This is a genomic window from Aeromonas sp. JL9 (assembly GCF_024436075.1).
Taxonomy (GTDB): domain Bacteria; phylum Pseudomonadota; class Gammaproteobacteria; order Enterobacterales; family Aeromonadaceae; genus Aeromonas; species Aeromonas veronii.
On sequence record NZ_JANFNV010000003.1, the window covers coordinates 77,020 to 89,108 of the forward strand.

Annotated in this window: 7 protein-coding genes and 3 tRNA genes; 5 read left to right on the top strand and 5 right to left on the bottom strand. The window is 56.3% G+C overall.

What is annotated here, in order from left to right:
- Nucleotides 1-31 precede the first annotated feature (31 nt).
- From recR to dauA, 3 genes are all read right to left on the bottom strand, one after another.
- On the bottom strand, nucleotides 32-634 hold the full coding sequence (gene recR / locus NOM06_RS03930; protein WP_005346280.1) for a recombination mediator RecR: 603 nt from the start codon (nucleotides 632-634) through the stop codon (nucleotides 32-34).
- Between the two features lie 372 nt (nucleotides 635-1,006).
- Nucleotides 1,007-1,094 (bottom strand) — tRNA-Ser (locus NOM06_RS03935).
- A gap of 183 nt (nucleotides 1,095-1,277) precedes the next feature.
- Nucleotides 1,278-3,020 carry a C4-dicarboxylic acid transporter DauA gene (gene dauA, locus NOM06_RS03940; protein WP_255909971.1) on the bottom strand — a complete coding sequence of 581 codons (1,743 nt, stop codon included), beginning with the start codon at nucleotides 3,018-3,020 and terminating at the stop codon, nucleotides 1,278-1,280.
- A gap of 487 nt (nucleotides 3,021-3,507) precedes the next feature.
- Between dauA and NOM06_RS03945 the strand changes: the two genes are divergently transcribed.
- Nucleotides 3,508-3,583, top strand: a tRNA-Asn gene (locus tag NOM06_RS03945).
- A gap of 4 nt (nucleotides 3,584-3,587) precedes the next feature.
- Nucleotides 3,588-3,663 (top strand) — tRNA-Asn (locus NOM06_RS03950).
- 44 nt (nucleotides 3,664-3,707) lie between these two features.
- Here the strand turns inward: NOM06_RS03950 and NOM06_RS03955 are convergent.
- Together NOM06_RS03955 and NOM06_RS03960 are read right to left on the bottom strand one after the other, a co-directional pair.
- A complete protein-coding gene (locus NOM06_RS03955; RefSeq protein WP_255909972.1) occupies nucleotides 3,708-4,781 on the bottom strand; it encodes an HNH endonuclease in 1,074 nt (357 codons plus the stop codon).
- Nucleotides 4,765-5,475 carry a bifunctional 2-polyprenyl-6-hydroxyphenol methylase/3-demethylubiquinol 3-O-methyltransferase UbiG gene (locus NOM06_RS03960; protein ID WP_255909973.1) on the bottom strand — a complete coding sequence of 237 codons (711 nt, stop codon included), beginning with the start codon at nucleotides 5,473-5,475 and terminating at the stop codon, nucleotides 4,765-4,767. Before NOM06_RS03960 ends, NOM06_RS03955 begins: the two co-directional genes overlap by 17 nt.
- A 176-nt stretch (nucleotides 5,476-5,651) precedes the next feature.
- Between NOM06_RS03960 and NOM06_RS03965 the strand changes: the two genes are divergently transcribed.
- The 3 genes from NOM06_RS03965 (at nucleotide 5,652) to NOM06_RS03975 (ending at nucleotide 12,085) form a co-directional block, all read left to right on the top strand.
- A complete protein-coding gene (locus tag NOM06_RS03965; RefSeq protein WP_255909974.1) occupies nucleotides 5,652-10,850 on the top strand; it encodes a RecQ family ATP-dependent DNA helicase in 5,199 nt (1,732 codons plus the stop codon).
- 171 nt (nucleotides 10,851-11,021) lie between these two features.
- Nucleotides 11,022-11,507 carry a YqhA family protein gene (locus tag NOM06_RS03970; RefSeq protein ID WP_005333692.1) on the top strand — a complete coding sequence of 162 codons (486 nt, stop codon included), beginning with the start codon at nucleotides 11,022-11,024 and terminating at the stop codon, nucleotides 11,505-11,507.
- A gap of 128 nt (nucleotides 11,508-11,635) precedes the next feature.
- Complete coding sequence (locus NOM06_RS03975) at nucleotides 11,636-12,085, top strand: hypothetical protein (RefSeq protein ID WP_255909975.1); 450 nt, start codon at nucleotides 11,636-11,638, stop codon at nucleotides 12,083-12,085.
- The last annotated feature ends 4 nt before the right edge of the window (nucleotides 12,086-12,089 follow it).

Consider the following 12,089-nt stretch of genomic DNA (forward strand, 5'->3'; position numbering starts at 1 on the left):
CAGTTTTTCGCGACTTGCCGCCGCCCGCCCCTTACTTGAGGCGCTGGCGCCCCATCAGGGAGTGGGAGAGCGTGGTACCATCCACCAGCTCCAACTCGCCCCCTACCGGCACCCCGTGGGCGATGCGGCTCACCTCCACCCCGGCAGCACGGGCCATGTCGGCGATATACCAGGCGGTGGCATCCCCCTCGATGGTAGGATTGGTGGCGAGGATCAGTTCGCTGATCGCCTCATCCTTCAGGCGGCGCTCCAGAATATCGAGCCCCAGCTCCTCCGGGCCGATACCATCAAGCGGGGAAAGATGGCCCATCAGCACAAAGTAACGACCGGAAAACTGACCGGTCTGCTCGATGGCGGCCACGTCCGCCGGGCTCTCCACCACGCAGAGCAGGCCATTCTCTTCCCGCTTGGGATTGGCGCAGATATCGCAGCGATCGTTCTCGGTAAAGGTGCGGCAGTGGCTGCAGTGACCGATCTCGGTCAGGGCGCGGGAGAGCAACTGGGCCAGCCGCAAACCGCCGCTGCGCTCACGCTCGAGCAGGGTAAAGGCCATCCGCTGGGCAGACTTGGGCCCCACTCCCGGCAATACCTGCAGGGCTTTCATCATCTCATCGAGCAGGGGACTGAACTTCATAACACTCCTTACACGGGCCTGCCCCTCGTCACCACCAGGGCCACGACGGGTCAGCAAAACAGGATAACGCCATTGGCGCAGGACTATACCCGAGCCCGCCGCCCATCGCCATCGGCTTGCCCACAGTGCTCGCAAAAACGCGGATAGCAAAAAGCCCTGATGGAAACATCAGGGCTTTTCAATCTGGCAGTGCATGTGGTGTGAGCGTTAAACTCGCAGCAGCAAATCACCGACTATTCTGCATTGCCATTTTTTAAGACGAGCCGCGACACAGGACAAACCAAGCGGGGCTTTTCGCTCCGCACTGCTGGCACCTACATCAGGATGGCGCTTAAAAACAAAAAACCGACCATCAGGTCGGTTTTTGCAATTTGGCGGTGAGGGAGGGATTCGAACCCTCGATACGTTGCCGTATACACACTTTCCAGGCGTGCTCCTTCAGCCACTCGGACACCTCACCAAATTTTTTCTCACTGCTTTATGTGCTTGAGCTGCACATTCGCTGGCGGACCATGCCGCGGCGACGGGGCGTAATGTAAGGGATACGATGGCTTTTGGTCAATGCAATTTTTTACTTTTTGCGTTCGTTTGCTCAATATCCGAACCAAGTGACCAAAAATATGCCGTTTCGTATCCCTTTCAATCAATTTACTGCCGCTTCGTGCAAATGTTCACCTTTGAGCGCCTCTTCCAGCGAGCCGTAGAATTCCAGCTTGCCGGGATGCGGCCGCACCTTGGCGCGTGCCAGGGTCTTGAGCGGTTGGAACTGCAACTCGGCTACCCGCAACTCGACACCGGCTTTAGCCATCTGCTTGCCAAAGTGGAGGAAGGCTGACAGGCCGCCCGCATCGAGGATGGAAACCGCCTCCATCTGCAACACCAGCACCTTGTGTCCTTTCACTTGCGCTTCCAGCTCGGCAAAGACCCGTTCGGCTGCTGCGAAGAAGAGCGGGCCGTTGATCTTGTAGAGCAGGCCGTTGTCGGGCACCTCATGGACATAGCGCTTGTGTTCGGCCAAGTCGTGCAGTTTGGTCATCTTGGCGATTTCACGCATAAAGAGCAGGGAGGCCAGGATCACCCCGAAGGTGATGGCGATGACCATGTCGAAAATGACGGTGAGTGACAGGCAGACCAGCAGCACCAGCACATCGGATTTGGGCGCGCGGCGGATCAGCTCCACCACCTTGTGCGCTTCACTCATGTTCCAGGCCACGATGAGCAGCAAGGCGGCCATGGCCGAGAGCGGCAACCAAGAGAGCCAGGGGGCCAGCACCAGAATGGCGGCCAGCACCACCAGCGCATGGACGATCCCCGAGATGGGGGACGTAGCGCCGGCACGCACGTTGGCGGCAGAGCGAGCGATGGCGGCGGTAGCGGTAATACCGCCAAAGAAGGGGGCGAAGATGTTGCCAAGCCCCTGCCCCACCAGCTCGGCGTTGGAGCTGTGCTTGCGACCGGTCATGCCATCGAGCACCACAGCGCAGAGCAGCGACTCGATCGCCCCCAGCATCGCCATGGAGAAGGCGGCAGGCAGCAGCCGCTCAACAGCCGCCAGGTTCCATTCAACTGGTAAGCCATCCGGTCCGGGCAAGGCCCAAGGCATCACCAGGGTCGGCGCGATGGGTGGGATCCCCATCCCTTGGGTGCCGTCGGCCAGGGTATAGCTGAACTTGCTGCCGATGGTGGCCACATCCACCCCAAAGTAATGGAGGCCAAAACCCAGACCTACCCCGACCAGCACCGCGGGCAGGTGGCCGGGCACTGGCAGGCGCAGGCGCAGGCGCGGCCAGAGCAGCAGCACGGCTAACGTTGCGACCCCCACCAGGGTATCGCCCCACTGCCAGCTTGGCAGGGCGGCGGCCAGCGCTTCGACCTTACCCAGATAGGTTTCCGGCATCTCGGGCACGCTCAGACCAAAGAAGTCCTTGATCTGCAGGGTAGCGATCACGATGGCGATACCACCGGTAAAGCCCAGCGTCACTGACGGGGGAATGTACTCGATAAGGCGGCCAAGACGGGCCATCCCCATCGCCACCAAAAAGAGGCCTGAGATGAGCGTCGCCATCAACAGACCGCCGACCCCGAACTGCTGGGCGACAGGATAGAGGATCACCACAAAGGCAGCGGTCGGGCCGGAGATAGAGTAACGGGAGCCACCGGTCACGGCGATCACGATACCGGCAATGATGGCGGTATAGAGACCGTGTTGCGGCGGTACACCGCTGGCGATGGCCAGCGCCATGGCGAGCGGGATGGCGATGATGCCCACCGTCACACCGGCGATCAGGTCACGGCCGAAGCGGGCCATGCTGTAGGGTTCATCAATACAGGACTGGCGTAAGGCTATGGCGAGCTTCACGCTATTTAAAGAGGCTTGCTTGTGCATGTATATCGTAATACCAGAAGAGGGAGATAAAGGCCGGAGAGATCCGGCGCCCGATCATCATCAAGGGCCGGCAGAGCTGTCGACGCGGCGATGGTATCCTGCGTAACCTTACTCCAGACGGGCCATTTTTTCGATGGGCAGGATCAATGAAACGCGCGCTCACCCATTATTTGGCCTATTTGCCGCCAAATCGCCGATCTTGACTCCAGCTCTCCCCCTTTTTGCCACGAAGACCACCATTTGAGTCTCACCGTGTTACCAACACGTTCGCGACATCATACTGGCATCATCAGGTTGATGCGAACCGAGCCAATAACCCCTGGGCCGGTTGGGGGCGGTGATGGCAAGGGACTGATTGTGCTGAAAATAAACCGCAAAGCGCAACTTTTGGGCAAACAATCCGAAAATCCGGTTTTCGGGAAATTCGCGGGTTGACACCCGCCGCCCTGGTCATTAATATTCGCCCCGTCTTAACGAGACAGGCAATTCCTCCTTAGTTCAGTCGGTAGAACGGCGGACTGTTAATCCGTATGTCACTGGTTCAAGTCCAGTAGGAGGAGCCACTTTTCCCTCGTAGTTCAGTCGGTAGAACGGCGGACTGTTAATCCGTATGTCACAGGTTCAAGTCCTGTCGAGGGAGCCAAATTCTAAAGCCCAGCCTTTTGGCTGGGCTTTTTCGTATCTACCTCAGAAGAGCCTAGAGAAGCCTAGATTACTCATCCCCACACTGGGGGCTGTCACGTCCACAAACAGGTCAATACCACGCCACAACCGAGCATGCTCAAGGAGTGCTTGCTGATAGGCCCAAGTGGCGATGGCAGTAGAACGCTCGGCATCGACGCTCACCAGAGGGGCCAGCTCGTCCGTGAGGTACGCCCCGTGAGTCAGGATATTCTGCTCGTACCAAGCATCCCTGTGCTCGGGAGCGGCAAGAAAATCCCGTTTGCTCCGGTTACAGTTGGCGTGTGCCAGTACGAAGTTGTGGCCCAAATCGATTGGATAACGACGCCAGGGGATGAAATGGTCTACCTCACCACTCCCGTGTATCGCCTTGTTACAGTAAAAACAGGTTCCTCCCTGCAAGTCCCTCAATACCTCTCCTACTCGCCCCAGTGCCTGACGGCTTGAACCAAATAGAAAATTCTCCAACCCCACACTTGGGCCAATCAGTGGCTGATTACCCTTGATGTCGCAGATAAGCTGTAACCAATGCTGTCGGGAGAGGGAGACCACCAGATCGTAAAAGCGGTGGAGACAGTAGAGAATGCCGGGGTTAAGGCAGATATGATCCGCGCCCCTTTGATGAGGATAGAGGTGGCACTCCTCTCGCCCACCCAGGATCTGCAGACGCCACAAGGGTCCCTCAACAAGGATGCGCCGAACTCGGGCAAGAAGAGGCCGCCAGGCGTCGTGACGACGCAGTGCAGTTACCGAGCGGACCCCCTCTTCACGCAGCCGGGACAACTCCGTCAGCATGATGGCCTGACGACCGCTGCTCTGTTTGAGCAAGGTGGCTGTTTCTCCCGTCGCCGAGTAGGGCAGACTGTGCTGCCAATAGAGCTCCACAAACTTGGTGGCCAGTTCGTCCAGCGTAATAGTGCGCGCCGCCATCAGCTCATGGGTCTCGGTACTGCGCTCAATTGCGATATCTGCAATCCCGTGAAGCAAGGCGCACTTGTAAGTGGCAACAAAATCGCCTTCGGTAAAGATGCGTTGCAGATAGGCAATAAAAGAGAGTTGCTGCTCAGGGGAAGCGTGCATGTTCGCCCCCAAGGATCAGACTCTGCCAACTCAAGCCGCTACGCGCCAAGGCATCCCCCTGTGGTTCTGACACATGGAGAAGTGTCATCCCCCCCTCCAATGCAAGCCGCTCCACTTCATCGACAGCTACCGGATACATGGCTCGCTCCCGCATCTCCTGCTCCGAGATAACCAGGCGCAGACTCAGTACCAGATAACCATCTGGTGAGAGCAGCTCATGAAGACGTGCCAGAGCCAAGGGACGAGACTTCGGGGGTAGATGCATCCAGACAGCACTGAGCAAAATCAGATCAAAAGTACCGGTCACGCGAGAGAGAGCCGGCATAGCATCATTGACCCACGCCACCGCAGCCTCACAGGTATGACATTGCCCCTGCGCAGCAAGTGCATGACATGGCTCGACAGCGACCACCATGTTGCCCTGATGGAGCTCGGCTAAAAACGCGGCATCACGACCACTGCCGGCCCCTACATCGAGTAACCTGCGCGGTGCCGCAAGGAGCCAAGGCTCCAGCAGTGTGAGCCAGTCGCCGTGAACGGCGCGCGCAGATACCTGTTGGTAACGAGTCGCCAATTCGGGGGCATGGCACTGGTAGTAGTCGAGGGACACAATGCGTTCCGAACGGAGAAGGAAGTAAAATAATCTCACAAGATCCGTTAGTTGGCCATGGCCAGAACGACACTTTCCCAACATGAGCGATTAATCGGGCAGAGGCATTTACAAAACTGGGTGTCCGCCAAAAGAACCGCAGCCAGAGGGCTCTGAATGATGCCATCATTCAACATTTCGGGTAATATTCGGCCAACTCACTGATCTCTTGGCACTTATTATCGCCATGAGAGGTCAACGCCAGATGGAGATGGCTATTAATGAACTCGACTGATGTCGTGACCCTGTTTGGGGATGACAAGATTCTTTCCTTTGACCTTGAACTGACCCGGGATGAAAAACTCCGTCATCTGGGGGCGCTCCTGGCTGGTCGTGAACTCAATCTCAAGGGCCCGCAGGATCTCGCACTCAAGGAGTTAAATGCGCTGGCACAAGGGGCGGATGTGATCCTTGGTCACAATATTCTCGATTTTGATCTCCCCTGGTTGGCCAAACAGGCTGTACGCCCTCAGTTACTTCTCGAAAAGCCGGTAATAGATACCCTCTATCTATCTCCCCTTGCCTTTCCCAAAAACCCCTATCACCGCTTGGTCAAGGATTACAAACTGGTTCGGGATACCCTCAATGATCCGGTCGCGGATGCAAGGCTCGCATTGCAGATTTTCTCGGAACAGCTGATAGCACTACAAGCCTTACCCCTGTCCCAATTGCAGCTTTATCAATATCTGTTCGACCAGGGAGTCATGGCGCAATTTAACACTCAGGGTCTGTCACTGGTGTTTGCCAGACTAACAGGCCGCCCGCCAGTGCGGGTCTCGGAGCTACCCACTCTCATCAAGAGCATTGCCCATGAGAAAGCGTGCCCCAATCAGCTCAACCGGGTGATTGGTGATGCCCTGCGTCAACCCATGCTGTTGTTACCATTGGCTTATGCCTGCGCCTGGTTGCCCGTGTCCGGCGGGAACTCCGTGTTGCCCCCCTGGATTTGGCGCCGCTTCCCCCAGACCGCAGAAATCATTCACACAATTCGTGAACGTCACTGCGGTCATGCTGACTGCAGCTATTGTCAGGAGAACCACGACGCACGCCGCCATCTGCAGCGAATCTTCGAGCTCGACAACTTTCGCAACCTGCCTGATGGGACAGCATTGCAGAAGACCTTGATCGAGGAAGCCATGGCTGGCGTCGCACTGCTCGGCATACTCCCAACCAGCGGCGGTAAGTCGCTCTGCTACCAGCTCCCGGCACTGGTGCGTAACCAGCGAAACGGTGCTCTCTCGGTCGTGATATCCCCCCTGCAGGCACTGATGAAAGATCAAGTGGACAACCTTAAACACAAAGCCGGTATTGAAGGGGTTGCCGCTATCTCGGGGCTGCTGACGCTACCAGAGCGAGGCGCGATTCTTGAACAGATCCGCATGGGGGATATCGCCTTGCTCTATATCTCCCCCGAGCAGTTGCGCAACCGCACAGTCAAACAAGCAATACGACAACGTCAAATCGGTGGCTGGGTATTTGACGAAGCGCACTGCCTGTCGAAATGGGGACATGATTTTCGCCCTGACTATCTCTACTGCGCCAAGGCCATCGCCACAATTGCCAAGGAACAGCAGGTCCCCATGCCTCCTGTCTTCTGCTATACCGCGACCGCCAAACCGGATGTGATTGAGGATATTTGCGCCCAGTTTCTCGATAAACAGCCCCGACCTCTTCTCAGACTGGAAGGCGGGGTTGAACGTACCAACCTCGAATATGCCGTCGTTGAGTGTCCCGGTCTCAATAAACAGGGCCATATCCTTAACCTGCTCGAGCAGTTCTTCGGTGAGGAAAAGCCCGGTTCCTGCGTTATCTACTGCGCAACCAAGCGCAGCGTGGACGAGCTGGCCGATTTCCTCGGTCAGCAACAATCCCTCCCTGTCTCACGCTTTTACGCCCGCATGGACAGTGCCCAGAAGAAAACCACCCTCGAACAATTTATCAATGGCGAGATCCGGGTCATCTGCGCGACCAATGCCTTCGGGATGGGGATCGACAAGGATGATGTGCGTTTGGTGATCCATGCCGATATCCCCGGCTCCCTCGAAAACTATCTACAGGAAGCGGGACGAGCTGGCCGCGATACAGCACAAGCCCACTGCGTACTGCTGTTTGATGAACAGGATATCGAGAAACAGTTCCAGCTCGAGGCCATGAGTGAAGTCAGCCTGCGCGATATCAAACAGATCCTGCGCGGAATAAGGCTCAGGGCCAGCAAAGGTGGCAAGCAGGATAACAACTTGCCACTGGTCGCCACCAGTGCAGAACTTATCAACCAGCCAGAGGTGGAAACCAGCTTCGCTGCCGATGACAGCAATGCGGATACCAAGGTCAAGACAGCTATTGCCTGGCTCGAACGAGCGGGCTATCTGGAACGTAGTGACAACATCACTCAGGTATTTCAGGGTCGTCCCCTGTTTGCCTCCACAGAAGAGGCAATGAAAAGGGTAGACAGTCTGAAACTGGCTCCCAAGGCCCAAGCCATCTGGCAAGCTGTTATCCAGGCGCTGATGAGTGCTGCCGATGATGATGGTCTCAGTGCCGATGCCATTGCCGAAGAGGCAGGCCAATACATGGCAGACAAAGGAAGTGGTGTTCAGGCCAGTGAAGTGATGCGGGTACTCACCCAGATGGCGGATGTCGGTCTTCTCTCTCAGGGGATGTTACTGACTACCTGGCTTCGCCCCAAAGGAAGAGACAATGCCAGGGTGCTCTGCGGACAAGTACACAGTATTGAAAAGGCGATGCTGGACACCTTGCGTGAACAAGAGCCCGAACCTGATACAGGGCAAGGGCTGACCTTTAACATTCGACTGGTCAATCAGGCCATCAAAGATCTGGGGCATGAACGGTGTAACCCAGGCTTGCTGCGCAATTTGCTGACCAGCTGGGCCCAGGATGGTCGCTCGGGGGGCGATAAAGGCTCCATTGATGTCAAATATCTCTCTCGGGATCTTTACCAACTCACCTTCAACCGATCCTGGTCCCAGATTGAGCAGACAATTGATCAACGCCATCGCGTCACTGGCGCCACCCTCGATTTTCTCTACACCCTGTTGGCAAGCAGCGAAGAGAGTGTCCAGCGCCAGGTGATGCTGCCATTTGCCCTGGAGCAACTGGTCAAATACCTGCGAGAAGACATGGATGTGGCTCAGCTCATGAACAAGCGGGAGGCAAGCAGCCAGCAGGAGTGGTTGCTCAAAGGAGCAGAGCGGGCACTGCTCTACCTGCATGAGCAACACGCCATCGTGCTGCAAAATGGTCTTGCCGTGTTCCGAAGCGCCATGACCCTCACTCTGACGGCTGAGCGGCAGCAACAATACAACAAGGCAGACTATCAGCCACTTGAGCATCACTATCGCCAGAAGGTGATTCAGATCCATGTGATGAATGAATACGCCCGCATCAGCCTGGAGCACTTCAAGAAAGCCAAAAAGCTGGTGACAGACTACTTCTCCATGGAAGCTGACAAGTTCCTCGGTCACTACTTCAAAGGGCGCAACAAGATCCTGGAGCTGGCGACCAGCGAACACTCCTGGAAGCGCATCGTCGAAGATCTTCACAACCGTTCCCAGGAACAGATCGTCCAGGCACCGCCCGAGCAAAACTTGCTGGTACTGGCAGGGCCGGGGTCAGGCAAGAGCAAGGTGATTATTCACCGCTGCGCCTATCTGATGCGGGTCAAGCAGATCTCCCCATCGCGGATCATGTTGCTCTGTTACAACCATAATGCGGCGATGTCCCTGCGCCGACGCCTGACCGAGTTGCTGGGCCGTGACGGAGCAAGAGTCTCGGTATTCACCTTTCACGGTCTCGCAATGAGTCTGACAGGCAATGCGGTGCAAAACCGGACATCCGACGATATCGACTTTACCAGCATCATTGATGACGCAATCAAGCTGCTCCGGGGAGAGCAGAACCAGCTCGGTCTCGAATTGGAAGAGCAGCGGGAAAAACTGCTCGGTGGGCTGCAATTTCTGCTCGTCGACGAGTATCAGGACATTGATGAACAACAGTACCAGCTTATCGCGGCACTGGTGGGCAAAAGCGAAGAGGATGAGGAGGCCCGACTGCATCTGATGGCTGTGGGTGATGATGACCAATCGATCTACGCCTTTCGCGACGCGAACGTCAGCTTTATTCGCCGCTTTGAGCAAGACTACAACGCCCAGACTCACTTCCTGACCTGGAACTATCGTTCCACCGCCCACATCATCGAGACCTCCAACCGCCTGATTGAGCACAATCAGGATCGCATGAAGCGTACACATCCCATCGAGATCGACGACAGGCGCAAGATGGAAGTGGCTGGGGGGCACTGGGAGGGGATGGAGACAGCACAGGGTCGCGTCATCATCCAGCAGTGCCAGGATGCAGCCCAACAGGCAGCCGAGGTCGTGAGACATATCGCGCTTATCCGTGAGAAGACTCCCACTTGCCCGCTGGAATCTATCGCCGTGCTAGCCCGTAATGGGCTAGAGAAGGAGGAACTGGCCTGGGTTCGCTCGGCGCTGGCAGATGCCGATATTCCCTGTCGTTTTACTCTGGATAAAGAGAACGGTTTTCCTGTGCATCGCTGCCGTGAAATCTTGCGCTATCAGAATTGGCTACAACAGCAAGGTCATGCCCTGCTGACAGCGGAGCAACTTGCAGCCCCTCTCCCTCCACTCTCACTGGCCAACCGTTGGGAGGAGCTACTGCACAATCTGATTGCTCAATGGCAAGCCAGCCAGGGAGAGCACGCTCTTTCTGCCCACCACTTCCTGATGTTCCTCTACGAGTATTTGAGCGAGCAAAAGCGCCAGATCCGCTTCGGTAAAGGGGTATTGTTAAGTACGGTACATGGGGTTAAGGGGGAGGAGTATCGCCATGTGATACTCCTCGACGGCGGCTGGCAACGCGTAGCGGAGCTATCGAACTGTAACCTGGAAGAGGAGCGGCGTCTCTTCTATGTGGGGATGACACGTGCTATCGAAAGGCTGGTTCTCATGGCTCGCCACGATCAACGTAATCCCCATATTCCACTGTTCGCCTCCCACTGCTACGTGCAGAGACCTAACGCAACCCGACCGGACAGACAACGTCGTTTCGCCATGATGGGTATGTCGCAACTGGTGTTGGGATATGCAGGTCACAGTGATGAAGGCCAGACTATTCACAACGAACTGAGAGCGTTGAAAGTAGGCGATGCCGTACGCATTGCCCCCGACAAACAGGACAGGCTCCATGTCTATCACCGCAGTCACAAGATCGCTCGCCTCTCCCTACAGGGAGAAGAAACCTGGAAATTCGATGTGAATACAATCCGCGAAGCCAGAGTGATCGCCTTGATAGAGCGGCGTAAAGAGCAGGAAAAGGATGAGTATCAACCCAAGATGCGCAGCGAACGTTGGGAGATCCCCATAATCGAGCTGGAGTTATGAACCAAACTGGTAGCCCCCCATGCTACCGGGATAGATCTTCACGACTTGCAGCACCAGCTGTGCCGGTACTGCAATAGGTGATAGTGAAAGCTTGGTGACTTTACGACACGTCGCTGCCAATAGCCTCAATTCAGGTCATAATCACCCAGCTTCCCTTACCTTGGAGTTTTTATGCGTCGATTCAATTTCATGCTCAATGGCAGCAGATTGATGATGTTCCCCTTCTACATTGGCATTCTCATCTGCGTGGTATTGCTGATGGTGAAGTTTGCCATGCAGCTCTATCAGCTTTCTGTAAACATTTTCGAGATCCCCTATCTGGACCTCATTACCGGCGTGCTGACCCTGGTAGACTTTATACTGGTGGCTCAGATGCTGATCCTGGTTGCTATCTGTGGCTATGTGCAATTTATCCAGACGGAAGAGCAGCGCGCCTCCCTTAGCAGCAACTGGCTTAGCAAGATCAACTTTGCCTCCCTCAAGCTCATCGTCATCAACTCGCTGGTGACCATCGCCGGAGTGGAGGTACTCAAAGCCTTCCTCGAAGATGGCATCATCAACGAAGTCGATATGAAGTGGTCCGTGGTGGTGTTTCTCGCCTTCTCGCTGGCCGCGCTCATCTATGCGGTGACCGAGCGGATGGCGGAGCATAAATAGTCGAGCCTGATCACTGTGCTTGTTCAGCCTTGATTCACCAGCAATACAATTGATAACACTTTTCATTACTCTTACTGCGTTATAAACTTGCTCCCCCCGGGCTGCCCCGCCCGGGTGCTGGAGCCGTTATGACAAGCCTTTCTCTCTCACCCCGACAATTCTGGCAGTGGCTGGCCTACCACCATCAGGCCGCCGAGGGCACCCTCTACCTGATGTTCTTCTCCGGCCTGCTGCTGTGGGAGCCGCTGACCCCGCTCTGGTCGCTGGCACGCTGGAATCTGTTTTTCCATGTGATGCTCTCGCTCACCCTGTTTCCCCTGCTGTTTGGCGCCTTCTGGCTCTCCCATCGCAGCTTGTTGAACCGCAGCAACAAACCCTTTTTACGCACCACGGGGCGGATTATCGAAGCCCTGCTGCTGATCTGTCTGGCCAGCGGCATGCTGCTGGTGCTGCACGGCACCCCGGGCGATGCCATGGGCAACCTCGCCAGCTGGGCCCACTGGTTGAGCGCATTGGCGTTAACTCCTCTGGTGCTGCGCCACGCCTGGCGCTGGACCATCTTGAAATGGCGCACCTGATCCC

What these genes read in the sequence shown, in the direction of transcription:
- recR (WP_005346280.1), bottom strand. Translation starts at nt 634, where the DNA reads ATGAAGTTCAGTCCCCTGCTCGATGAGATGATGAAAGCCCTGCAGGTA.
- dauA (WP_255909971.1), bottom strand. Translation starts at nt 3,020, where the DNA reads ATGCACAAGCAAGCCTCTTTAAATAGCGTGAAGCTCGCCATAGCCTTA.
- NOM06_RS03955 (WP_255909972.1), bottom strand. Translation starts at nt 4,781, where the DNA reads ATGCACGCTTCCCCTGAGCAGCAACTCTCTTTTATTGCCTATCTGCAA.
- NOM06_RS03960 (WP_255909973.1), bottom strand. Translation starts at nt 5,475, where the DNA reads ATGTTGGGAAAGTGTCGTTCTGGCCATGGCCAACTAACGGATCTTGTG.
- NOM06_RS03965 (WP_255909974.1), top strand. Translation starts at nt 5,652, where the DNA reads ATGAACTCGACTGATGTCGTGACCCTGTTTGGGGATGACAAGATTCTT.
- NOM06_RS03970 (WP_005333692.1), top strand. Translation starts at nt 11,022, where the DNA reads ATGCGTCGATTCAATTTCATGCTCAATGGCAGCAGATTGATGATGTTC.
- NOM06_RS03975 (WP_255909975.1), top strand. Translation starts at nt 11,636, where the DNA reads ATGACAAGCCTTTCTCTCTCACCCCGACAATTCTGGCAGTGGCTGGCC.